The 22,948-nt window shown below is 41.4% G+C and carries 20 protein-coding genes, 1 other RNA gene and 2 pseudogenes; 14 read left to right on the forward strand and 9 right to left on the reverse strand.

The genetic code is table 11. The features are described from left to right. Nucleotides 1-5 precede the first annotated feature (5 nt). Nucleotides 6-1,058: a PLP-dependent cysteine synthase family protein gene (locus BO26_RS02680; RefSeq protein WP_036768552.1), complete on the reverse strand. Its 1,053-nt coding sequence runs from the start codon at nucleotides 1,056-1,058 to the stop codon at nucleotides 6-8. Between the two features lie 126 nt (nucleotides 1,059-1,184). Here BO26_RS02680 and BO26_RS02685 point away from each other — a divergent pair, with 126 nt between their 5' ends. From BO26_RS02685 to amtB, 5 genes are all read left to right on the forward strand, one after another. After that, nucleotides 1,185-1,646 (forward strand): Lrp/AsnC family transcriptional regulator, encoded by a 462-nt coding sequence (locus BO26_RS02685; RefSeq protein ID WP_015835526.1) that lies wholly within the window; start codon nucleotides 1,185-1,187, stop codon nucleotides 1,644-1,646. Nucleotides 1,647-1,726: 80 nt separating this feature from the next. Then, nucleotides 1,727-3,499: a SmdA family multidrug ABC transporter permease/ATP-binding protein gene (locus BO26_RS02690; protein ID WP_036768553.1), complete on the forward strand. Its 1,773-nt coding sequence runs from the start codon at nucleotides 1,727-1,729 to the stop codon at nucleotides 3,497-3,499. Next, entirely contained in the window at nucleotides 3,492-5,276 is a 1,785-nt protein-coding gene (locus BO26_RS02695) for a SmdB family multidrug efflux ABC transporter permease/ATP-binding protein (RefSeq protein WP_036768555.1), read from the forward strand. Before BO26_RS02690 ends, BO26_RS02695 begins: the two co-directional genes overlap by 8 nt. Before the next feature lie 179 nt (nucleotides 5,277-5,455). After that, nucleotides 5,456-5,794: a P-II family nitrogen regulator gene (gene glnK / locus BO26_RS02700; RefSeq protein WP_036768556.1), complete on the forward strand. Its 339-nt coding sequence runs from the start codon at nucleotides 5,456-5,458 to the stop codon at nucleotides 5,792-5,794. 22 nt (nucleotides 5,795-5,816) lie between these two features. Then, entirely contained in the window at nucleotides 5,817-7,100 is a 1,284-nt protein-coding gene (gene amtB, locus BO26_RS02705; protein ID WP_036768668.1) for an ammonium transporter AmtB, read from the forward strand. A gap of 73 nt (nucleotides 7,101-7,173) precedes the next feature. On the opposite strand, the gene tesB is transcribed toward amtB, so the two are convergent. Continuing rightward, nucleotides 7,174-8,037, reverse strand: coding sequence for an acyl-CoA thioesterase II (gene tesB, locus BO26_RS02710; RefSeq protein WP_036768557.1), 864 nt, complete (start codon nucleotides 8,035-8,037; stop codon nucleotides 7,174-7,176). Between the two features lie 250 nt (nucleotides 8,038-8,287). Here tesB and BO26_RS02715 point away from each other — a divergent pair. Both BO26_RS02715 and ffs read left to right on the forward strand, forming a co-directional pair. Continuing rightward, nucleotides 8,288-8,735 (forward strand): annotated as a pseudogene (locus tag BO26_RS02715) (YbaY family lipoprotein). Between the two features lie 134 nt (nucleotides 8,736-8,869). After that, an RNA gene (ffs, locus tag BO26_RS21850) (signal recognition particle sRNA small type) lies at nucleotides 8,870-8,966 on the forward strand. A gap of 85 nt (nucleotides 8,967-9,051) precedes the next feature. On the opposite strand, the gene BO26_RS02720 is transcribed toward ffs, so the two are convergent. The 4 genes and pseudogenes from BO26_RS02720 to BO26_RS02730 form a co-directional block, all read right to left on the reverse strand. Beyond that, nucleotides 9,052-9,255 carry an HHA domain-containing protein gene (locus BO26_RS02720; protein WP_011147992.1) on the reverse strand — a complete coding sequence of 68 codons (204 nt, stop codon included), beginning with the start codon at nucleotides 9,253-9,255 and terminating at the stop codon, nucleotides 9,052-9,054. Further along, nucleotides 9,248-9,565 (reverse strand): annotated as a pseudogene (locus BO26_RS22615) (Hha toxicity modulator TomB). The gene BO26_RS02720 and the pseudogene BO26_RS22615 overlap by 8 nt, the downstream one beginning before the upstream one ends. A gap of 733 nt (nucleotides 9,566-10,298) precedes the next feature. Further along, a complete protein-coding gene (locus tag BO26_RS02725) occupies nucleotides 10,299-13,448 on the reverse strand; it encodes an efflux RND transporter permease subunit (protein WP_036768558.1) in 3,150 nt (1,049 codons plus the stop codon). Between the two features lie 18 nt (nucleotides 13,449-13,466). After that, nucleotides 13,467-14,660 (reverse strand): efflux RND transporter periplasmic adaptor subunit, encoded by a 1,194-nt coding sequence (locus BO26_RS02730; protein WP_036768560.1) that lies wholly within the window; start codon nucleotides 14,658-14,660, stop codon nucleotides 13,467-13,469. Nucleotides 14,661-14,789: 129 nt separating this feature from the next. On the opposite strand from BO26_RS02730, the gene acrR reads away from it, so the two are divergent. The 4 genes from acrR (at nucleotide 14,790) to BO26_RS02750 (ending at nucleotide 17,717) form a co-directional block, all read left to right on the forward strand. Further along, entirely contained in the window at nucleotides 14,790-15,431 is a 642-nt protein-coding gene (acrR, locus tag BO26_RS02735; RefSeq protein ID WP_036768561.1) for a multidrug efflux transporter transcriptional repressor AcrR, read from the forward strand. A 406-nt stretch (nucleotides 15,432-15,837) separates the two neighbouring features. Next, the gene (locus BO26_RS02740) at nucleotides 15,838-16,512 is read left to right on the forward strand and encodes an energy-coupling factor ABC transporter ATP-binding protein (protein ID WP_036768563.1); all 675 of its coding nucleotides are present in this window, start codon (nucleotides 15,838-15,840) and stop codon (nucleotides 16,510-16,512) included. Next, nucleotides 16,509-17,138: an energy-coupling factor transporter transmembrane component T family protein gene (locus BO26_RS02745; RefSeq protein ID WP_036768564.1), complete on the forward strand. Its 630-nt coding sequence runs from the start codon at nucleotides 16,509-16,511 to the stop codon at nucleotides 17,136-17,138. The genes BO26_RS02740 and BO26_RS02745 overlap by 4 nt, the downstream gene beginning before the upstream one ends. Nucleotides 17,139-17,177: 39 nt before the next feature. After that, nucleotides 17,178-17,717, forward strand: coding sequence for a biotin transporter BioY (locus BO26_RS02750; protein ID WP_036768566.1), 540 nt, complete (start codon nucleotides 17,178-17,180; stop codon nucleotides 17,715-17,717). Nucleotides 17,718-17,841: 124 nt separating this feature from the next. On the opposite strand, the gene BO26_RS02755 is transcribed toward BO26_RS02750, so the two are convergent. Beyond that, nucleotides 17,842-18,606 carry a 2OG-Fe(II)-dependent halogenase WelO5 family protein gene (locus tag BO26_RS02755; protein WP_036768567.1) on the reverse strand — a complete coding sequence of 255 codons (765 nt, stop codon included), beginning with the start codon at nucleotides 18,604-18,606 and terminating at the stop codon, nucleotides 17,842-17,844. Between the two features lie 158 nt (nucleotides 18,607-18,764). On the opposite strand from BO26_RS02755, the gene BO26_RS02760 reads away from it, so the two are divergent. Continuing rightward, the gene (locus tag BO26_RS02760; protein ID WP_236637238.1) at nucleotides 18,765-19,163 is read left to right on the forward strand and encodes a DUF1284 domain-containing protein; all 399 of its coding nucleotides are present in this window, start codon (nucleotides 18,765-18,767) and stop codon (nucleotides 19,161-19,163) included. Nucleotides 19,164-19,391: 228 nt separating this feature from the next. Here BO26_RS02760 and rsmS read toward each other — a convergent pair whose 3' ends face one another. Together rsmS and priC are read right to left on the reverse strand one after the other, a co-directional pair. Then, nucleotides 19,392-19,568, reverse strand: coding sequence for a pleiotropic regulatory protein RsmS (rsmS, locus tag BO26_RS21855; protein ID WP_065823297.1), 177 nt, complete (start codon nucleotides 19,566-19,568; stop codon nucleotides 19,392-19,394). Nucleotides 19,569-19,590: 22 nt separating this feature from the next. Beyond that, nucleotides 19,591-20,133: a primosomal replication protein PriC gene (priC, locus tag BO26_RS02765; RefSeq protein ID WP_036768570.1), complete on the reverse strand. Its 543-nt coding sequence runs from the start codon at nucleotides 20,131-20,133 to the stop codon at nucleotides 19,591-19,593. 143 nt (nucleotides 20,134-20,276) lie between these two features. On the opposite strand from priC, the gene apt reads away from it, so the two are divergent. Both apt and dnaX read left to right on the forward strand, forming a co-directional pair. Continuing rightward, nucleotides 20,277-20,828, forward strand: a complete 552-nt coding sequence (gene apt / locus BO26_RS02770; RefSeq protein ID WP_036768571.1) for an adenine phosphoribosyltransferase — start codon at nucleotides 20,277-20,279, stop codon at nucleotides 20,826-20,828. A gap of 96 nt (nucleotides 20,829-20,924) precedes the next feature. Beyond that, nucleotides 20,925-22,901: a DNA polymerase III subunit gamma/tau gene (gene dnaX, locus BO26_RS02775; RefSeq protein ID WP_036768573.1), complete on the forward strand. Its 1,977-nt coding sequence runs from the start codon at nucleotides 20,925-20,927 to the stop codon at nucleotides 22,899-22,901. Nucleotides 22,902-22,948: the final 47 nt, after the last annotated feature.

Consider the following 22,948-nt stretch of genomic DNA (forward strand, 5'->3'; position numbering starts at 1 on the left):
TTATGTTACTTATAACTACAGAGGTTGGGTAGTTGCTTGAGGTAAAGCGAGATATCGCCGATATTGCTTTTAACCCAATCTGGGTTGTAATAAGTATCAAGATAGCGTTCACCACTGTCACACAGTAAAGTGACTATCGATCCCTGTTCTCCACGTTCATGCATTTGGTTAGCGAGCTGGAGTACTCCCCAGATATTGGTCCCTGTAGATGCTCCAACTTTTCTGCCTAGTAATTTTTCTAGCCAATAAATCGTTGCGACACTAGCGCGATCTGGTACTTGTATCATGTTATCAATAACTGAGGAAATGAAAGAAGGTTCTGCCCGAGGACGGCCAATACCCTCAATTTTACTGCTACAATTGCTAACGATGTCACAACAATTTTGACGGTAACAGTCATAAAATACGGAATTTTCTGGATCGACAACGATCAGTTTGGTGTTGTGCCCCTGGTAACGAATATAGCGCCCTAAAGTTGCAGAAGTACCACCAGTGCCGGCACTCATAACGATGTAATCTGGTTCAGGAAATGGTTCCATTTGCATCTGGCGGAAAATACTTTCAGCAATATTGTTATTACCTCGCCAGTCTGTTGCACGTTCGGCATAAGTAAATTGATCCATATAATGACCGTTCAGCTCTTTCGCTAGTCGTTCTGATTCAGCATAAATTTGTGCTGAATGGTCGACAAAATGGCACTTACCACCATAAAACTCAATTTCCTGAATTTTACGTTTTGCCGTATATGACGGCATAACAGCAATAAAAGGTAATCCAAGTAGGCGGGCAAAATAGGCTTCAGATACAGCAGTACTACCAGATGAGGATTCAATAACTGGAGTTCCTTCCTTGATCCAACCATTGCTGAGTGCATAAAGGAATAAAGAACGGGCAAGCCGGTGTTTCAGACTACCAGTCGGGTGAGTACTTTCATCTTTCAGATATAAATGGATACCGGGAAAAGTTGGTAAATTAAGACGGATAAGATGAGTATCAGAACTGCGTTGATAGTCTGCCTGAATCTCTTTGATTGCTTTGGTAGTCCAGCTGTGTGACATAGATTACTAACTCTTGAGTAGAATATAATTGATGATGAGTAGATTAACTTTATACTGGGAGAAATGGATTATTATTTTTCTTAATATATGGGTTTTTTATGGAAAAATTTTCTATAAGAGGTGGATATGTTAGATAAAACAGACCGCAAATTGCTTAATTTGTTACAGAAAGATTGTAGTCTGTCTCTGAATGCATTGGCGGAAGCTGTTAATCTTACCTCTACACCGTGCTGGAAGCGGCTAAAACGACTTGAAGATGAAGGATATATTGTTGGCAAAGTTGCTTTGCTTGATAGTGAAAAGTTAGGATTGGGATTGACAGTAATTGTGATGATAAGAACGCAGCAGCATAACAGTAGTTGGTATGAGCAATTTGTTGCATTTATAAAGCAAATGCCAGAAGTTTTAGCTTTTTACCGTATGGCTGGTGAATGTGATTATCTAATGCATGTAGAAGTTGTGGATATGAAAAGTTATGATCTGTTCTATAAGCGTATGGTTAACGGTATCCCTGGGTTGATTGATGTTACATCTAGTTTTGCGATGGAAAAAATCAAATATACTACTGCATTACCGATACCAGAATAACTAATTGTTATTCAGTAAATTAGTTCAATTATTCTGAATATTATTCAATATTTATACTATCTATTTCGGGATATACACGTGTGAGATTATTTTCTCAATTAAGTTGGTACTTCCGCAGTGAGTGGCGTCGCTATTTTGGTGCAGTGACTCTGCTTATTATCATCTCTATTCTGCTACTAATTCCACCATATCTAGTAGGTGTAATTGTTGACGGTATTAGTACCAAATCTATGTCATCTTACCAATTGATAGTGTGGATTGGTGTTATGCTGGTCATTGCATTGATTGTCTATATCTTGCGTTATATATGGCGCTTATGGTTGTTTGGCGCGTCATATCAACTAGCGGTTAAATTGCGCAATAATTTTTATCGGCAACTTAGTTGCCAAAACCCCGAATTTTACCTGAGACACCGCACGGGGGATTTGATGGCCCGTGCCACTAATGATGTAGATCGTGTGGTGTTTGCTGCGGGGGAAGGTGTGCTTACTTTAGTGGACTCGTTGGTTATGGGTTGCGCCGTGCTGATTGTGATGAGTGTACAAATCAGTTGGCAGTTAACCCTGCTGTCTCTATTACCCATGCCTATTATGGCAATTATTATTAAACGATATGGTGATCAGCTTCATAGCCGTTTTAAGTCTGCACAAGGTGCATTTTCTGCTCTGAATAACCAAGCTCAAGAAAGTTTGACTAGTATTCGAATGATCAAGGCATTTGGTCTTGAAGATCTGCAATCAAATCAGTTTGAACGGGTTGCCGTGGAAGCTGGTCGTAAGAATATGTATGTTGCCAAAGTGGATGCCCGATTTGATCCGACAATTTTTATTGCGATCGGTATGTCAAATTTTTTGGCTATAGGTGGTGGCAGCTGGATGGTGTTGAATGGTGTTTTAACACTTGGTGAACTCACTAGCTTCGTGATGTATCTCGGTCTGATGATTTGGCCAATGTTGGCATTAGCGTGGATGTTTAATATTGTTGAGCGGGGAAGTGCTGCATACAGCCGTATCCGTAGTTTGTTGCAAGAGCCTCCAGTCATTGAGGATGGTACCCGCCATTTATCGCCGGAGCGTGGTACTTTGAATGTGGATATCAAAGCGTTTAGTTATCCGCAAAGTAACAAAACTGTTTTGAGTCAGATTAATTTCTGGTTATCTCCTGGGCAGTTACTGGGGATTTGCGGTCCAACCGGTTCAGGTAAGAGTACACTACTTGCACTGATACAGAGGCAGTTTGATGTAACTGATGGAGATATTCTTTTCCAGTCGATGAAAATTGCTGATATCCGGTTAGATGAGTGGCGAGCACGATTTGCTGTTGTTAATCAAACACCGTTTCTATTTTCAGATACAGTTGCTGGGAATATTGCTTTGGGATGTCCAGATGCAACACAGGAGCAGATCGAAGAAGTGGCCCGCCTCGCTAATATCCATGAAGATATTCTTCGTTTGTCTGAGGGATATCAGACGGAAGTGGGTGAGCGTGGTGTGATGTTATCTGGTGGACAGAAACAACGTATCTCTATTGCCAGGGCTTTACTTTTAGATGCAGAGATTTTAATTCTGGATGACTCTTTGTCAGCAGTTGATGGGCAAACTGAATACAATATTTTGCGAAATCTCAGCCAATGGAGACAACAACGCACTGTTATTATCAGTGCTCACCGTCTGTCTGCATTAACGGATGCAGATAATATTTTGGTGATGCAGCAGGGTGCTATTATACATCAAGGGCGGCATCAGCAATTGGTGGAACAGCCAGGATGGTATCGTGATATGTATCATTATCAACAACTTGAAGCAGCACTAGATAATGAGGAAGGAGTAGCAGAAGGAAATAAAGATGACTAAGGTTCGTCAATTGTGGCCATCGCTGAAACGTTTGTTAATTTATGGGAAAAATTATCGTAAACCATTGGGGATGGCAGTATTGATGCTGTGGGGGGCTGCCATTGCAGAAGTAAGCGGCCCAGTTTTAATTAGTTACTTTATCGATAATATGGTCGCGACGGGTAATATGCCTGCTGGAGTGGTCACAGGACTAGCCATAACCTTTGTGGTTTTGCAGCTAATTACAGCTACATTGCACTATTTTCAAGCTTTATTGTTTAATCAAGTGTCAGTTGATATAGTGCAACAGCTTCGTACTGATGTGATGAATGCAGCATTGCGCCAGCCTCTAAGTGCTTTTGATAATCAACCTGTTGGGCAATTGATTTCCCGCGTAACGAACGATACTGAAGTTATTAAAGATCTTTATGTCAATGTGGTTCCTGCGGTATTCCGTAGCATAGCATTAATTGGTGCGATGCTGATTGCTATGTTTATGTTGGAATGGCGCATGGCGCTGATTGCCATTCTTATTTTTCCTGTTGTGTTAATTGTCATGGCGATATATCAGCACCTGAGCACACCGATTGTTCGAAGGGTGCGTAGTTATCTTGCTAATATTAATGATGATTTTAATGAAATTATCAATGGAATGCATGTTGTTCAGCAATTCAGACAACAGGCCCGTTTTGGTGAGCGTATATTATTGACCAATCGTGCTCATTATAAAGCGAGAATGCAAGCGTTGAGATTGGATGGGCTTTTATTAAGGCCATTGCTGAGTTTATTATCGGCTATGGTGTTATGTGGTCTTCTTGTGCTGTTTGGGTTCAGTGGACCTGGAGTGATTGGTATTGGGGTATTATATGCTTTCATTAATTACTTAGGTCGGTTGAATGAACCACTCATTGAATTGACTTCTCAGCAATCGATCTTGCAACAAGCTGTAGTTTCTGGTGAGAGGATATTTGAGTTAATGGATAGTCCTCAACAAGGTTATGGCATAGATAGTCAGCCGTTATCTAGCGGTCGGATTGAAATAGAAAATGTGAGTTTTTCTTACCGAAATGACAAAGTAGTTTTACAAGATATCAATGTGCAGATTCCGGCCTTCGGTTTTGTTGCTTTGGTTGGGCATACTGGTAGCGGTAAAAGTACGTTAGCAAATTTGTTGATGGGGTATTACCCGTGGCAGAAAGGGGAAATTTACCTTGATGGACGGTCTGTATCATCCTTGTCTCATTCAGTATTACGTAACGGTGTGGCAATAGTTCAGCAGGATCCGGCTGTTCTTGCTGACTCTTTCTTTGGCAATATTACCCTTGGTAGAAATATCTCAGAAGAAAAAGTCTGGCAAGTACTGGAAACAGTGCAATTAGCTGAATTAGTACGTTCATTGCCTGATGGTCTCTATACTATCTTGGGAGAACAGGGTAATACGTTGTCAGCTGGGCAGAAGCAGTTGCTTGCTATGGCGAGAGTGTTAGTACAAACACCGCAAATTTTAATCCTTGATGAGGCGACAGCAAATATCGATTCTGGTACAGAACAAGCAATACAACAGGCTCTGAGATTAATTCGCCAGCAAACGACTTTGATTGTTATTGCTCATCGTTTGTCCACTATTGTAGAGGCTGATACTATTCTGGTGCTGCATCGTGGTGCAGTTATTGAACAGGGGCATCATCAGCGGTTATTAGCGAAACGTGGACGTTATTATCAGATGTATCAGTTACAACGAGTGGGGGAGACATTAAGTGAATGCGGGACAATTTCTGAGAAAGAGATATTGATTTAATTTGCCTTGCACTAATCTGGTGCGCTGACGGGAGAGTATATTTGTTGTTCTCCCTTCTTTCTTCTTTTTGCAGTTTTATTTTCTTTATTATTATTTGATTTTTATATATTTTTAATTCTTGGCACACCCCTTGCTATTGTATTAATTGTAAACACAATAGCCTAGTGGTAGGGGGATATATGAAGCTCATTACGACCATTGTAAAACCATTCAAACTAGAGGATATAAGAGAGTCTCTTTCTAGTCTTGGCGTTCAAGGGCTGACGATAACAGAAGTAAAAGGGTTTGGTCGTCAGAAAGGACATGCAGAGCTTTATCGTGGAGCTGAATACAGCGTCAATTTTTTGCCTAAAGTAAAGATCGATATCGCTGTTGCTGATGAATTAGTTGAGGAAGTAATTAATGCTATTCAGCAATCAGCTTTCACTGGAAAAATTGGTGACGGTAAAATTTTTGTTATTGAATTACAACAAGCTATTCGTATCAGAACAGGCGAAACTAATGATACGGCACTGTAAGCCACTGATAGAGACAATATATATGAAAAGACAATTCTCTGTGGCTGCCTGTGTTGCGGCCAGTTGTTTACCATCATTATCTCAGGCGGCAGAAGGTGTTGCCGATAAAGCAGATAATGCCTTTATGATGATTTGTACAGCACTTGTTTTGTTTATGACAATTCCGGGAATTGCTCTGTTTTATGGTGGGCTGTTGCGGAGCAAAAACGTTTTATCTCTGATGGCTCAGGTTATGGTGAGCTTTGCTCTGGTATGTGTGTTGTGGGTAATTTATGGCTACAGCTTGGCTTTTGAACCGGGAAATGGCTTTTTCGGTAGCTTTAGTCAGATGATGTTGAAGAATTTAGAACTGACTGATTTAAGTGGCAGTTTTTATCAATTAATTCATGTGGCATTTCAGGGGGCTTTTGCTTGTATTACAGTCGCCTTGGTTATTGGTGCCTTGGGTGAACGTATCCGCTTTCCAGCTTTATTAATTTTCAGTGTACTATGGTTGACATTTTCTTATCTGCCTATGGCTCATATGGTTTGGGGCGGTGGTGTGCTTTCACAAGATGGCGCGCTGGATTTTGCTGGTGGTACGGTTGTACATATTAACGCAGCTGTAGCTGGATTGGTTGGTGCTTACTTGTTGGGAAAACGTATTGGTTTTGGGAAAGAAGCATTCAAGCCACATAATTTGCCAATGGTTTTCATTGGTACAGCTGTACTTTATATTGGCTGGTTTGGTTTTAATGCAGGTTCTGCTGGTGAGGCTAATGAAATAGCTGCTTTGGCATTTTTGAATACAGTTGTGGCGACTGCGGCAGCTATTCTGTCGTGGGTTTGTGCGGAATGGTTCTTCCGTAATAGGCCATCACTTTTGGGGGCTTGTTCAGGTTGCATTGCCGGGTTAGTTGGTGTTACACCAGCTGCGGGAACGGTTGGTGTCGGTGGTGCTCTTATTATTGGCTTGATAGCAGGTTTTGCAGGGCTTTGGGGAGTGGTGGTACTGAAAAGATGGTTACGTGCTGATGATGTGTGTGATGTATTTGGTATACATGGCGTATGTGGGATAGTTGGTTGCCTTTTGACGGGAGTTTTTACAGCTAGGTCATTGGGAGGGACTGGTTATTCTGATGGGGTAACTATGTTGGAGCAAGTTAGTATCCAGGCTTTTAGCATATTAGTTTGTGTTGTCTGGTCAATAGTCGTTGCGTTTGTTGCTTTTAAAATCGCAGATCTATTGGTAGGGTTGAGGGTTTCTGTTGAAACAGAAAGAGAAGGATTGGATATTAATGCTCATGGCGAGAGTGCTTATAACTAATCTATAATAAATGGCAGCGGTAAAAGGCCATAAATGTGATATTGGCTTCTTATGGCTGCCTTTGTGACCGTATCTATCTGGTTTTCTTCCTGATCAGACCTTCCTGTACAGTTGAGGCGATAAGCACTCCTTCGCGGTTGTAAATTTGTCCACGAACAAAACCACGAGCACCAGAGGCTGATGGGCTGTCTATAGCATATAATAACCAGTCATCCAGTTTAAATGGACGATGAAACCACATAGAATGATCAATAGTTGCTATTTGGATATTTTTTTCAAGGAATCCAACACCGTGAGGCTGTAATGCTGTTGGTAGAAAGTTAAAATCAGAGGCATAGCCAAGCAAATATTGATGAATCAAAGGATTTGCAGGCATATCACCATTGCTGCGAAACCAGACATAGCGTGTAGGTTCCTCAGGAGGGCAATTAAATGGGCTGTAGTATTTTATGGGCCTCATTTCAAATGGGCATGGGAAGAGAAAAATGTTTTGCATTCTTTGTGGTAATAGATGAGATATTTTCTTCGCAATTTCATCTTGCGGGGTAAGCTCTTCAGGATATGGTACATCTGGCATTATATTCTGGTGTTCGAAACCTTCTTCATAGCTTTGGAATGAGACTGTCATATAAAAGATAGGCTTGCCATTTTGAATTGCGCTGACTCGTCGAGCGCTGAAACTTCCTCCATCACGTAAGATTTCAACGTCATAGACGATAGGTTTGCTACTGTCACCGGGACGTAAAAAATAGCTGTGAAAAGAGTTACAGATCCGGTTATAAGCAACAGTTTGTGTAGCAGCATAGAGTGCTTGACCGATAACTTGCCCTCCGAAAACTTGAGGAAAGCCTAGGTCTTTACTTTGACCCCGGTAAATACCTTCTTCAATTTTTTCTAGATTCATCAAATTGATGAGACTTTGTAATGACTTACTCATAATATGCCTTTATTTTTTACTGGATTATTTAGAGTACAACATGTGATTATTGTCCCATTAATGAATGATAAATAAATAACTAAATTGTAAATGTTTCAAGTCCTGATAGTAGCGCAATAAAGAATGTGGCATTTATTTGAGATTTATATTCATTTTTTTAATCTATAATTCAGGCGGTTTGGATTTAATAGTTTGATATTTAAATTTATTTTATTATTTATATAGATCATTTAAAAATGGAGAAGCATGTATGAAATTATGGCAGCTATCTACGGGTGTATTACTGGCAGTTGCTTTGATTGGGTGTCATAGCAAGGTTACTGAGGCAGTAAATGTCCAGGTGGAACAAATTGAAAATTCGGTAGAGCAGTATTATGTTAAAGGTAATATCAATATCTTACAGCGTATTGCATTACCGGCGGATGCTGTTCTAACAGTATCTTTATCTGATGTATCTCTGCTTGATGCTCCCTCAGTTACTTTGTCCCAAAAAAAAAGAGCGTTTAAACGGAAAACAATCACCTTTCCATTTTGTTCTACCTTATCGTCCAGGCGACATTAAGCCAAATGCGCGCATTACCGTCAGTGCTTCTGTCTCTTTACATGATCGTTTGATGTTTGTGACAGATACCGCATATGAAGTGATTAATAACGGGAAGACTAAAGATATTGAAATCATACTAAAAGCGGTTAGTTAGATAACGCATTTTCTTAAGTATTTATTCGTTATGTGTAAGAAACCATCATTCGAACCTGCTTGTCTTGCTATTTAGACAGGTATGAATGATAATGGCGCCGCTTTGAAGTCAAAGCAACAAGTCAATGGGGGCTCTGTTGGTTCTCCCGCAACGCTAACTTGTTAACTTGGTCAGGTCCGGAAGGAAGCAGCCATAGCAAGGGATGTGTGTGCCGGGATGTCGCTGGCAGGGCCCTCGCCAGTTTTATTGACAGCTAACCTGATAAGCCGATAGCACTTTACCGGCCCGGATCATTTTTTGTTTGATGAAGACTACTTTAGCGAACGTATTTCCATACCGAAGGTGGAATTCTGTCATACAGTTTATTCATGGTCAGCTCAGCCAGACGATGATCCGCAGCAGAGTAGAATAGTTCAAGTTCGTCTCCTGAAAGTTCATATTTGTTCTTTTCAATCACACGTTCCAGTGTATCAATCGTGGTGCATTTTCTTAAACGCATCAGATAATCAGTTTTAGTCATAGTCGCCTTTCTTATTTAACATATATAAAAAATTATTTAAGGAAATATTCAACCAAATCTTGCCCAGGGAACAATTTAAATCATGCAACCGTATGCTGGTTAAACGTTCATTGGTTTTTCGGTATTCTGTAAGTTTAGAAAAGCTAATCTCATCGCTTCCAAACAAAGTATATGTATCATCAAAATATTCATCAATTCAAGCGGGAAGGCTGAAATTGTCAGAATATTTGATTTTAAAGTGCCAAACGAAAGTTGATATGTACTCAATCAATTCATTTAGCTTTAAATTATCCTGAGACGTAAAGATTATTTATACAACTAGTCTCAGTGTACTCTAACACTGAAAAGTAGCATCTTGTCTTAGATTCTCACATAAGCATTTCAATTCAGCAATATCATATCATTCTAGTGAATTATTCATCCATGCCATGTTAAACTCCCTGTATATGCCATGACTTAATTTAAGTCAAAGGCTAAACATATATATGCATTATAGAAACTCTTTTTCTAGAGATTATTATTATGTGTCTATAATCGTTCTTTGGGATTATTTATCTTTTTCACAGACAATTCTAGTTTGCTTTTGGTAAAGCAAAATCAGCTCTTAACAAAAATTCATACCTTTAACACAATAAACTATAAATATCGGCCAGTATATGTGAGTTAATATGCAGGCTTATATAAAACAGTATTACCTACCCTCAGATGCTAGTAACAGCAGATTATAGCTTGATGGCTACAATAATCAACGAATATAACATCATTATTGCATAAGTCACTATGCGCTGGTATTGTTTTTTGTCATTTAATGTAAAAAAGATAAAACAATTCTTACCCAACAACTTTTCTGTTAATTTTATTAAAGCCAGTAATACTCGGATTTTTAAAGCTATTTTTTACTCATGGGTGGTGATTTTAATTAAATTTGAACGAAACTATGTAAAAGTTAAGCGGATAGGTTGGTGATCAAAATCTGCTGAATGTGAAGCAACTATTATATTTAAGAAGGCCGTTTAACGGCCTTCCGATTATAGTTAGTTGCATTAGTGAGATTCTGACGCCGGTTCAATCTCCTCTACTTTCTTACTGAAACGTCGTTTTATAACCACAAAGAATACTGGTACGAAAAAGATAGCCAGAGAGGTAGCCGCAATCATTCCTCCTAATACCCCGGTACCTACTGCGTTTTGCGAGCCGGAACCTGCCCCGTTACTCAGTACCAGAGGGATGACACCCAACATAAATGCTAATGATGTCATCAGGATTGGGCGAAGACGCATTCTTACAGCATCTAACGTAGCTTCTATCAGCCCTTTGCCTTCTTTTTCCATCAAATCTTTAGCGAACTCAACGATTAAGATAGCGTTCTTCGCTGATAAGCCAATGGTAGTTAACAGGCCAACTTTGAAGTAAACGTCGTTATCTAGACCACGGAATGTCGTTGCTAACAAAGCACCAACGATACCCAATGGCACCACCAGCATGACTGAGAATGGAATTGACCAGCTTTCATATAGCGCAGCCAGGCAGAGGAATACCACTATCAATGATAATGCATATAGAGCGGGGGCTTGATTACCTGACAGGCGTTCTTGATAGGACATGCCTGTCCAGTCAAAACCGATGCCATTTGGTAACTGGGATGCGAGTTCTTCCATCAAGGCCATTGCATCACCAGTACTTTTGCCAGGTGCTGCTTCACCCAGAATTTCCATTGATGGCAAACCGTTGTAGCGTTCCAAACGTGGTGATCCATAGGTCCATGGTTCTTTAGACATATCTGCAAAGGCAGAGAATGGAACCATTTCACCTTGTTTGTTACGGACATATAATTTATAGATGTCACTCGGTAGCATACGATAAGGAGCTTCCGACTGAATGTAAACTTTTTTGACTCGACCACGGTCGATAAAATCGTTCACATAGTGACTACCAAACATTGTACTCAGTGTCGAATTGATATCAGCGATGGAAACACCTAAAGTCTCAGCCTTTTCCTGATCAATCCTAACTCGATATTGAGGGGTATCTTCCTGACCGTTAGGACGCACACCCACTAACATATCTGGGTGTTTTTGTATCATGCCAAGCAGTTGGTTACGGGCTTCGGTTAATTTGTCATGCCCAAGGTTTGCTTTGTCAATTAATTCAAAATCAAAACCAGTTGCTGAGCCTAATTCTACAATTGCTGGTACGTTGAACGCAAAAACCATGCCTTCTTTGATTTTCTGGAAGTGAGCGCTTGCCCTGGCAACAATAGCAGGAACTTTATTCTCAGCGCCAGGACGTTCACTCCAGTCTTTCAAACTCATAAATGCCAGGCCAGTATTTTGCCCCTGACCACTGAAACCAAAGCCACTTACTGTAAATACAGAAACTACACGATCTTTTTCTTCAGTGCTGAAATAGTGATTTACTTCATCCAGAACTTTCTGCGTCTGTTCTTGTGTTGCGCCAGCAGGCAGTTGAACCATTGTCAGCAATACACCTTGATCTTCTTCAGGAAGAAAAGAGGATGGTAGACGAGTGAACATGACAGCCATACCAGCAACCAGTAATACATAAATCACCAGATAACGACCTGTATTGCGTAGAATGCGGCCGACACTGTCAGTATAGTGGTGGGTACTTTTATCAAATAAACGGTTAAACCAGCCGAAGATTCCAGTCTGTTTACCGTGACTACCTTTAGCAATTGGTTTCAGCATGGTAGCACACAGAGCAGGTGTCAGGATTAATGCAACAAGTACAGATAGTACCATTGCAGATACGATGGTGATCGAGAACTGCCGATAAATTGCACCGGTTGAACCGCCAAAGAAGGCCATTGGAACAAACACAGCAGATAGTACCATAGCAATACCAACCAAAGCGCTCTGGATTTGCCCCATTGATTTCTTAGTTGCTTCCTTAGGCGATAACCCTTCTTCTTGCATAACACGTTCAACGTTTTCTACCACGACAATGGCATCATCTACCAGTAAGCCGATGGCGAGTACCATAGCAAACATGGTTAACGTATTTATTGAATAGCCAAATGTGGCGAGTATCGCAAATGTTCCCAGTAGTACGACAGGAACTGCGATGGTAGGAATAAGCGTTGCACGGAAGTTTTGCAGGAACAGGTACATTACCACGAACACCAGCATAATTGCTTCAACTAGTGTTTTAACCACTTCTTTAATAGAGATTTTAACGAATGGGGTGGTGTCATATGGATATACGATTTTCAGTCCATGAGGGAAGAAAGGTGCCATATTTTTTAGCGCTTCTTTTACCGCTTTGGATGTATCCAGAGCGTTAGCGCCTGTTGCTAATTTGATACCGATACCAGCAGCAGGTTTACCGTTAAAGCGGCCAATGAGGTTATAACTTTCTGAGCCTAATTCCACTTTTGCTACATCTTTCAGACGAACCTGAGAACCGTCGGTATTAACGCGCAGAAGAATATTACTGAACTCTTCAGGAGAAGTTAGACGTGTTTGGGCAATAATTGAAGCATTTAGCCGTTGACCTGGAACCGGAGGGGTTCCTCCTAATTGACCGGCTGCTATCTGGTTGTTTTGCGCTTTGATTGCATTTATTACATCCAGAGTTGTCATTTTGTAGTTAATGAGCTTGTCAGGATTTAACCAGATACGCATTGCATACTGGTTACCAAACAGCATTGCATCACCTACGCCAGTTACACGGCTTAGTGGATCTTTAACGTTTGTGCCAACATAGTCAGCGATATCCTCCTGTGACATGCTTCCATCTTCAGAGGTGAATCCAGCGACCATTAGGAAGGCATTAGTGGACTTATCTACACGTATCCCTTGCTGTTGTACTTCCTGAGGTAACAGAGGCATAGCGAGTTGCAGTTTGTTCTGCACCTGCACTTGGGCAATATCAGGATTAGTACCTGCTTCAAAGGTTAACGTGATGTTCATGTTACCAGCAGAGTCACTGTCGGAAGACATATAAACCAAGTTATCGATACCATTCATATTTTGTTCGATAACTTGGGTAACTGTGTTTTGCACAGTAGTTGCATCAGCACCGGGATAAGTTGCGGAGATAGAAATCGCCGGCGGTGCGATTGTAGGGTACTGCGCCACAGGTAATTTCATAATTGCCAGCAGCCCAGCCAGCATGGTGATAATTGCGATTACCCATGCAAATATTGGCCGATCTATAAAAAACTTAGGCATGAATCACCGACTCCTTAATTAAGACTTTTTCGCAGGCTCAGTTTGGTTCGCAGCAGATTTCGCATTTAAATCCACTTCTTCTGCTTTGACCGGTATGCCAGGTTTAATCTTTTGTAAACCAGTGACGATAACCCGATCACCTATTTTCAAGCCGGAATTGACCAGCCATTTATCACCAATAGCCTGACTTACATTGATAATTCGTAGTTCGACTTTTTCGTCTTTACCAATCACCATGGCAGTAGCTTCGCCACGAGGTGTACGGGTGACTCCTTGCTGAGGAACCAGTATTGCGTCTCGGCGAATGCCATCTTCCAGTTTTGCGCGAACAAACATACCTGGTAGTAATTTTTCATTCTGATTAGGGAATATTGCACGGATGGTAATAGAACCGGTTGTTTCATCTACAGTGATATCAGAGAATTCCAGATAGCCTGTTTCACTGTATTCTTCACCGTCTTCCATGATCAGATGAACTTTAGTTTTACTATTCCCTTTCTGCACAATACCCTTAGCGATTTCATTTTTCAGGCGCAGATAATCATCACTTGACTGAGTGACATCCACATAAATTGGATCTAACTGTTGAATAGTCGTCAGTGCTGTTGGTTGGCCAACCGAGACCAGAGCACCTTCAGTTATGGTCGACTTGCCGGAACGGCCACTAATCGGTGCTGTCACTTTGGTATATGCCAAATTGATGCGGGCAGTTTCTACAGCAGCCTTTGCTGACTGCACTGCTGCATTTGCTTGTGCATAATCAGCGTTAGCTTTATCAAATTCCTGCTGACTAATATAGTTTGTTCCTAACAGTGAATTATAGCGGTTTACTGTCAGGCGCATAATCTCTGCATTAGCCTGAGCTTTCGCCAAATCAGCTTTAGCACTGTCATAGGTAGCCTGATAAGTCGCAGGGTCTATTTGATATAAGGAAGTTCCTGCTTTTACATCGCTTCCTTCTTCATAGTTTCGTTTCAGAATTATACCGCTTACTTGCGGACGCACTTCTGCAATACGGAAGGCTGATGTTCTACCTGGCAATTCAGTCGTGACCATCAGAGGTTCAGTTTTCAGCGTCACGATACCGACTTCAGGGGCTTGTTGGTTCCCAGCTGCTTGCTGAGAGTCTTTGTCGTTACATCCTGAAAGAGCTAAGCTGCCTGAGAGTACCAGCACTGCAGCCAGAGGCAAAACTCCCCTGTTTATTCGCATAAGTAAACCTCGATATTTTTAAATGTTGATCTTTCAATCCGTAAAACCATTACTCCATTGATAACAGCATGCTATAATACAAACATACATGAATGTATGTAAATCAACTTCAGGCTAAAAACAGAGTATATGGCACGAAAAACTAAACAACAGGCTGAGGAGACCCGGCAACAGATTATAGACGCGGCTATAAAAGAGTTCTCTGAACGCGGTGTCTCGGCTACTTCACTGACAGATATTGCCACAGCGGCTGGGGTAACCCGAGGGGCAATTTACTGGCACTTTAAAAATAAAGTAGACCTGTTTTCTGAAGCTTGTAAAATATCAGACTCTAAGATTGATGAATTAGAAAAAGAGTATCAAGCAAAATATTCTAATAATCCACTCCTGATTTTAAGAACTTTAATAATTCATATTTTGACGTCGGTTGTTGACGACCCGAAAAGTCGACTATTGATGGAGATTTTTTTCCACAAATGTGAATTTGTTGGTGAAATGTCTGCTTTGGTAGAAGCGCGACAGGAATTATGTATTGCAGACTATGTTCGTATTGAAGGGTCACTTTCTGACTGTATTGCATCAGGTCAACTTCCTTATAATCTGAATCTAAGGCGAGCCGCTATCATGTTAAGAGGGTTGATAACTGGTTTACTGGAGAATTGGTTGTTTGCACCAGATAGTTTTGATATTCAGAAAGAAGCTGAATCGTTAACGGATAGCTTTATCGATGTGCTTAAATATAGTGAGTATATGAAAATTGTTGAAAAATAAAGAATCAGAATTATAAAGGAATTCTATTCTGGTAATTGCAAATAACGTGACTAATGGTCAAAAGTCATTATCTTGTGCTCTTCGTTTATCTATAAAAAGAACAATACCCAGAAACTAGGCCGAAATTATATTTAAAATATTAGATACTGTTGCTATTGGTCTTAAGGGCGTTCACCTTAAGGTAAAGTGATAACCTAAAGTAAATGCTGATGATTCTGACTGCATAAAATTACCGGTAGAATTCGGCAAGATAGATACAGATGCTTGTGATATCAGCAACTGGAAATTTGTTGGTGGTGCTGAAATCAGTACATTAGTTGGACTTGTCTAGGAGCTTTGTAGTCAAGCGGAATTCTGGATTGATACAGTGTTTCACAGCGGTCGCAACTGTTGAGGGAAAACTTCTATGCTGGAAATACAAAATGTAACGCATGCTTACGGTGAGCGTGTGATATTGAGAGACTTAAATTTGCAGCTGAAGGAAAAAAGGATTGCCATCATAGGTAGTAACGGTTGTGGCAAGAGTACATTCGTGCGTCTTCTCAATGGACTATTGGTACCGAAAAGTGGTGATGTTCTGGTGGATGGTTTGAACACGAGATCAGATGGAAAAGCGATCCGGCGTAAGGTCGGTTTCGTATTCCAGAATCCTGACAATCAGATCGTTTTTCCAATTGTTGAAGAGGATCTGGCTTTTGGAATGAAAAATCTCGGTTTTACCAAGGACACGATTCAACAAAGAATTCAGGAGGTGCTTTCACGATATGATTTACTTCAGTTTAGAGAGCATCCTGCCCATCTTTTAAGTGGTGGTCAGAAACAACTTCTTGCAATCTCTGGTGTTCTTGTAATGGACCCTGCTTACATAATTTTCGATGAACCTACAACTTTGCTTGATTTGCGGAACAAGCGTCGCGTTACTGAAGCGATCGATAGCTTATCTCAGACGGTGATTGTAGTGTCTCATGACCTTGAATTTTTGGCGGGATTTGATCGCGTGCTTGTTTTCGATGATGGCCGTGTGGTTATCGATGACATTCCCTCCATTGCGATTCCTGAATATGTAAGGATGATGTCATGAGCTTGTCTGGACATGAGCATGGTTCATCATTTGTACATCGGGCCAGTCCAGGATTCAAGATTATTTCTTTGGTTATTCTGGGAACATTACTCTTTATTGTTCCCCGTATTGATCTTTCAGTTGCAGTTTTGGCAGGCATTATACTTTTATATTTGTTGGCCAGAATTTCATTGAAAACTGCTTGGGCGCAACTACGGCCAGCTATATGGATTCTCTCACTTATTTTTATAGTTCAAGTGTTTTTGCATCATTGGACTATTGGTGTTCTTGTGATAGTTCGCCTTGTTTCACTTTTGCTGCTGGCTTCGCTTGTTACTTTCACTACTCGCACCTCTGATATGATTGACGCATTGGAAAAGGGCTTTGCGTGGCTGTGCTATCTTGGTGTTAATCCTGGAAAAGCTAGTCTGGCACTATCGCTTGCTTTACGATTTATCCCTGTTCTAGTGTCAATTACAAGGGAAGTACAGGAAGCGCAGAAAGCAAGGGGCCTTGATAAGAGTGTCATTGCAATTGCAGTGCCCGTTATCGTAAGAACACTTAAGATGGCAGATGATATTTCTGCTGCTATTGACGCTCGGTCCTATGATCCTGGGTTTGAGCGAAAGAAATCAATCAGTAAATAAAGCACAATTTGTAGCTTTATCTAAAAGAAAGGGGAGCAAATGTCCACGAAAGATATTGTTTATGTAGCACTATTTGCTGCACTAACTGCTGCATTGGGTTTATTCCCGCCATTGGCACTTCCTGTTGTGGGTGTTCCGATAACAGCCCAATCAATGGGGGCAATGCTTGCTGGCGCTATTGTTGGTGCGAAACGGGGAGGATTAGCGTTATTGCTTTTTTGTGTACTCGTAGCCGTTGGATTACCGGTAATGGCTGGTGGTATGGGGGGATTGGGGGTATTTTTCAGTCCGAGTGGTGGTTTTGTTTTGGCATGGCCGATTGCAGCTTTTGTTATCGGTTACTTGTATAAGCAGAACATTGCGAAACTGAATGTCTTCAAAGAGGCTGGATTTCTTGTCTTTGGTGGGATAGTGCTTGTTTACGTGATTGGTATCCCATGGGTTGCAGCATTTGCCAACATTAACCTCTGGCAAGCAACCGTAGGATCGCTTGGATTCATACCGGGAGATATTATCAAAGTCGTACTGGTTATCTTGATTGCGAAAACTATTCGCCGGGCTTATCCCATTTATGAGTAACAATCGCAGCTTTGCTGCATACTACGCTGTTCTTCCCATAGAGGATCGTCACGATGTACAGGACAGCAGTAGGGCCAAGAAAAGAGGCTTTAATGTTCAGGCTCCAGTGTCTTATAAAAATGCATTACGACCATAGGATCAGATTCTTTTCATTTAACAGTCCGATAAAAGAGCCTGTTGTAATTCGATTACCTCCCGCAGGTAAGACGATATGAGGATTACTAGTATTGAAAATGACGATGGAGCCAACTTGAGGTTCGAAGGTGAAGGATTCGCAATCAACCAATAGCGAACTATCATATGGCTTATATGTTTTATCCATAACAGTATTCTTGAATGGTTGATTATAGATCACTGTTTCTCCTCCTTGGGAGGGAGACGAAACATAGAGGTTCCAAGCGAGTTGAGTTGACACATCTCCGATAGCCAGGTTTCCCTTCGCAAAAGTGGGTGCATAGTCCACATGTAAGTCCGAACCACTGGAGATAATGCGGATGATACCGGCAAAATAGGGACCTAATCCCGGCTCTTCTGCGACCGAAATGTTGAAGTCTGTATCATGTTTGATACATCGTATGAATCGAACAACGGGATCGAAAGCTTGATTGATGATTTGGGTACGTTCTTGCTCAGCCGCGCTGACTTGGGAAAAGTACTCTTCTTTGGGGCGGTTACGATAATGAGCTAACGGATTTCCCAGATAAAAGCCAGGTCTTCCGAATTCATAGGGTTTTGGCTTCATGCTTAGTATTGCAGTTGAAAGCTGTTCACATTCCTTTGTCGTTGCAAAATCATTTATCACTGCTGCCGGAATCTTGTTATCTATGATTGCTTGCAAGCTTTCCGATGATAATTTGATAAGTTTGTTTGATGCCCACCTTGACGACATGATAGCCAATTCCTGGTTTATTTAGTTACATTAGAAAAATTGATCTATTTGAAGGCTGTAATTGCTCATATAACATTGATTGTATAATAATGCAACACTCGGTCACACTCAGGAACGCGATAATGACAATATCTCTGAGAGGTCATCACCTTCTTTGTATGCTTACCTACGCCGGCAACGGATATACCCCTGGTTTTATTGAAAACTACAATACAATTATTCCCCGAATTCAGAACGAAGATATTCTGATTGTGGCGGGGCCGGATGACGTATGCGCCCCTTTGCTTGGGGAAGATAATCCTCATTGCTTGGGAGAGAGTGTCATTATTCGCGATAGCTATGCTTTAGAGTCTGTTGGTACTCTTATGGGGCGGTCTGTCGAAGTAGGTCATAGATTAAGACTTGATTCAGCTTATTTTAGACAGGCTCGATGGGCTTTCAGTCGTGGGATTGTAAGAGCTGCCTGTGTAGGTTGTGAATGGGAGCAGCTTTGCACTCGAATAGCTGCTGATGACTATTCTTCAACGTTTCTTAAAGTAAGCGAAGGGAAGAATTAAAAGATGCAATGAACATAAGGCTGCTCTGGTAGTGGATATACCCGGAAACAGCTGTTTCTTAATATATGCCATTGGTCGTGCCTGTAGTGTTATACAAACCATGACCGCGTGACATTAATACGGCACGAAATATTAAATTATCGAGTTGACAGTGTTAGCCCATGGAGATGAAGGTAAGCCCTGATTTGTGTCACTGGGGTAAGGTTCGTCTCTGGGGAGTCTTCTGTTTTAAGAAGAAGAGCAGTCAATCGTAGATTGTGGTTGTTTCACTAATTTTGCTTGATAATCATGTTTGACTATTTCCAGTGCGGCGAGTGCGATTTCAGGAGTGATTTCATTGCACTCCAGTAAATAGATTAGATCAACAGCAAGCTGAACTTCAGGTGGTGCATGTTCTACGGACATAAAATATTCCTCATTTGAGTCGTTAATCCATGTTTTCTTTATATTCGATTGATTTTTCAATTCGCATCATGGACTGGCGGCAACGTGCCAGTCTTCCGGCTAAGGCTGCAATTTCTTTCTGTACTTTTTGCTGATTACTAAGTGTAGTCTGTTGGTTCAATCTTAGTTCTCTATCATTGATCATTGCGAGTAAGCGGCGTTCATAATCCTGATGCTCAGCCAGTTTGTGATACAGGTCAGTAGCCTGTTGTTTATGCTCGAACTGACTCTCTTTTTTTCTCAGGGACTGGGTAGATGACTCACGCTTTAATGCTTCTATTTGGACAATTAAACGTTCAGCCAGAAATGCGACTTGTTCTGCCCGGTTATCCTGAACACACTCTTTTAGTTGTTCCATGTTATGCTTTACTTCTTGCAAATAGCCACGGAGCTTATCGCTGTGTCGGTTAAATAGAGCCTGATCAAACCGGGCAGTGGAAAATGGAGTGTCTGCTAGTGGAGCAAGCTCTTTTGCCAGTATATCGACCTGTTTTTCGAGCAAGTTTAATAAATTTCGTGTACTCATTTATACCTTAAAGTGGTTATGTGTTGTGAAGTAGAATTGATTTTGAACGACAAAAAATAGGCTGATGAATGTTCATTGGTTGCTTTTTTCTATCAGTTTGCATAGATTTTAGCACTTTCGTGTTCTACTCACTGGCACCGATTATGATCACAAACGCGCAGCAACTGCAATTTATTAAAGACAGCATAGAAACTATTCCAAATTACCCGAAACCTGGAGTCCTTTTTCGTGATATCACCACTTTATTGGATAATCCTCTTGCCTACCAGGCAACAATTGATCTTCTGGTAGAGCGATATCGAGGCAAGGGCATAACAAAAATTGTTGGCACTGAAGCTCGTGGTTTTCTATTCGGGGCGCCAGTTGCGTTGCGTCTCGGTGTTGGTTTTGTCCCTGTGCGTAAAGCCGGTAAGTTACCTCGCGAAACATTGAGTGAAACTTACGATCTAGAGTATGGCACCGATACATTGGAAATGCATAAAAATAGTATAAGAGAAAACGATAAAGTGCTGGTTGTTGATGATTTATTAGCAACCGGTGGTACTGTTGAAGCAACTGTTCACTTAATCCGCCGTTTAGGGGGTGAAGTTTCTGAAGCTGCCTTTGTTATTGGTTTACCAGATTTGGGGGGCATTGAACGCTTGCAAAAACAAGGCGTGAATAGTTTTACTTTGCTTGAATTCCCAGGTCATTGATCTGCTTATTTTCGCATTACTAACATATCGGCCTCGCTGTCTGTAGTGGGGCTGTGTTAGCATGGTACCCAATCATATTTAATTTCTCCGGTATCAATGAGCTATCAGGTACTTGCCCGTAAGTGGCGCCCACAAATATTCTCTAATGTGATTGGCCAGGAACACGTCCTGACTGCGTTAGCTAATGGCCTTGCCCATGGTCGGCTTCATCACGCTTACTTGTTTTCTGGCACCAGAGGCGTCGGAAAAACGACAATTGCCCGTTTGTTTGCCAAGGGATTGAATTGCGAAACAGGTATTACTGATAAGCCTTGTGGTAAATGTGCTAATTGTCTTGAAATTGAACAAGGGCGGTTTGTTGATCTGATTGAAATTGATGCTGCTTCCCGTACCAAAGTTGAAGATACGCGTGAATTGCTGGATAACGTGCAATATGCTCCAACTCACGGGCGTTTCAAAGTCTATCTGATTGATGAAGTGCATATGCTTTCTCGTCACAGCTTCAATGCATTATTGAAAACGTTGGAAGAGCCACCTGAGCATGTGAAATTTTTACTGGCTACAACTGATCCGCAGAAATTGCCAGTGACCATTCTATCTCGTTGTTTACAGTTCCATCTCAAAGCGTTGGATATTGCTCAAATAAGCGATCAGCTTGAGCGTATACTTAAAGCTGAACATTTAGAGAGTGACAGCCGCGCCCGCCAGCTTTTGGCTCGTGCTGCTGATGGTAGTATGCGTGATGCCCTAAGTCTGACCGATCAGGCTATTGCTATGGGACAAGGGCAAGTAACGGCTGAAATAGTCAGCCAAATGCTGGGGACGCTAGATGATGAACAGCCTTTATCAATTATTGAAGCATTGGTTCGGGCTGATGGTCAGCAGGTTATGGCATTGGTGGAGCAAGTTGCTTTACGGGGTACTGATTGGGAAAATTTGTTGGTAGAAACTCTTTCATTGCTACATCGTATTGCAATGATTCAATTGTTACCTTCTCAATCAGAGATCGGTCCTTCTTCAATTGAAGGTCGTTTGCGGATATTAGCAAAGGCTATCTCACCGGAAGATTTGCAACTTTATTATCAAACGTTACTGATTGGTCGTAGAGATCTGGTGTATGCGCCAGAGCGTAGAATGGGTGTTGAAATGGCTTTACTCAGGGCTTTAGCATTTCATCCAAAGACAATCATAGAAGAAGTTTCTGTACCGGTGGTACAACCTGCGGTTACGCCGTCCACCGTAGCACAGCAGCAACATGATCACCAGAAGGAGATACCTTCTACTAATCATGTTAGTGAACAGTTACAGATGGATAGAACTTCTCGGAAAGAATCTCAGATACCCCAGGCACTTGTATCTAGCCCGACTGCGCAACTATTGAAAGCAAGGAATGCGTTATCCCGGCAACAAGAGCAAATACCACCAAAAAAGCCTGAACCGGCTACGTCTGTTAAGACGAGGCCGGCGACTTCGGCACTGGAACGGCTTGCCGCAGTGTCAGGGCAACGACCTCAATCATCAATTGCTAAAACTCAGGAAAACAAGCCCGAGAAAAAAGAGGCTTACCGTTGGCGTGCTAAGAATATTGAGCAAAAACCAGAAACTTATGTGGCGACACCAAAAGCTTTAAGGACAGCGTTGGAACATGAGAAAACACCAGAGCTGGCAGAAAAATTAGCGGAAGAATCTAAACAAAGAGATGCATGGGCCGCGGAAGTTGATAAACTTAAAATTCCTAAGCTGGTGCAACAATTAGCATTAAATGCGTTCAAAGAGCAGGTTAGTGGTAATCAGATCTGCCTACACTTACGTTCGAGTCAGCGTCACCTTAATTCCGCTTTTGCACAAAAGTCATTAACGGAAGCGTTAAGCGAGTTGTATGGTGCAACGGTTGAATTAAGCATTATTGAAGATGATAATCCGGCGGAAAAAACCCCGTTGGAATGGCGACAAGCCATTTATGAAGAGAAGTTGGCACAAGCTCGCCAATCAATTATTGCGGATAAAACTATTCAGACATTGCAGCAGGTATTTGATGCTGAACTGGATGAAGAGAGTATCCGACCGGTCTAACCGCTGCAATCTGTACCTGTTGTACGATGTAGCTATAGCGAAGAGAG

It is taken from the genome of Photorhabdus australis DSM 17609 (assembly GCF_000711895.1).
GTDB lineage: Bacteria > Pseudomonadota > Gammaproteobacteria > Enterobacterales > Enterobacteriaceae > Photorhabdus > Photorhabdus australis.

Bases quoted from the DNA above. Each gene is read 5' to 3' on its own strand.
- BO26_RS02680 (WP_036768552.1), bottom strand. From the start codon at position 1,058: ATGTCACACAGCTGGACTACCAAAGCAATCAAAGAGATTCAGGCAGAC.
- BO26_RS02685 (WP_015835526.1), top strand. From the start codon at position 1,185: ATGTTAGATAAAACAGACCGCAAATTGCTTAATTTGTTACAGAAAGAT.
- BO26_RS02695 (WP_036768555.1), top strand. From the start codon at position 3,492: ATGACTAAGGTTCGTCAATTGTGGCCATCGCTGAAACGTTTGTTAATT.
- glnK (WP_036768556.1), top strand. From the start codon at position 5,456: ATGAAGCTCATTACGACCATTGTAAAACCATTCAAACTAGAGGATATA.
- amtB (WP_036768668.1), top strand. From the start codon at position 5,817: ATGAAAAGACAATTCTCTGTGGCTGCCTGTGTTGCGGCCAGTTGTTTA.
- tesB (WP_036768557.1), bottom strand. From the start codon at position 8,037: ATGAGTAAGTCATTACAAAGTCTCATCAATTTGATGAATCTAGAAAAA.
- BO26_RS02720 (WP_011147992.1), bottom strand. From the start codon at position 9,255: ATGACTAAAACTGATTATCTGATGCGTTTAAGAAAATGCACCACGATT.
- BO26_RS02725 (WP_036768558.1), bottom strand. From the start codon at position 13,448: ATGCCTAAGTTTTTTATAGATCGGCCAATATTTGCATGGGTAATCGCA.
- BO26_RS02730 (WP_036768560.1), bottom strand. From the start codon at position 14,660: ATGCGAATAAACAGGGGAGTTTTGCCTCTGGCTGCAGTGCTGGTACTC.
- acrR (WP_036768561.1), top strand. From the start codon at position 14,790: ATGGCACGAAAAACTAAACAACAGGCTGAGGAGACCCGGCAACAGATT.
- BO26_RS02740 (WP_036768563.1), top strand. From the start codon at position 15,838: ATGCTGGAAATACAAAATGTAACGCATGCTTACGGTGAGCGTGTGATA.
- BO26_RS02745 (WP_036768564.1), top strand. From the start codon at position 16,509: ATGAGCTTGTCTGGACATGAGCATGGTTCATCATTTGTACATCGGGCC.
- BO26_RS02750 (WP_036768566.1), top strand. From the start codon at position 17,178: ATGTCCACGAAAGATATTGTTTATGTAGCACTATTTGCTGCACTAACT.
- BO26_RS02755 (WP_036768567.1), bottom strand. From the start codon at position 18,606: ATGTCGTCAAGGTGGGCATCAAACAAACTTATCAAATTATCATCGGAA.
- BO26_RS02760 (WP_236637238.1), top strand. From the start codon at position 18,765: ATGCTTACCTACGCCGGCAACGGATATACCCCTGGTTTTATTGAAAAC.
- rsmS (WP_065823297.1), bottom strand. From the start codon at position 19,568: ATGTCCGTAGAACATGCACCACCTGAAGTTCAGCTTGCTGTTGATCTA.
- priC (WP_036768570.1), bottom strand. From the start codon at position 20,133: ATGAGTACACGAAATTTATTAAACTTGCTCGAAAAACAGGTCGATATA.
- apt (WP_036768571.1), top strand. From the start codon at position 20,277: ATGATCACAAACGCGCAGCAACTGCAATTTATTAAAGACAGCATAGAA.
- dnaX (WP_036768573.1), top strand. From the start codon at position 20,925: ATGAGCTATCAGGTACTTGCCCGTAAGTGGCGCCCACAAATATTCTCT.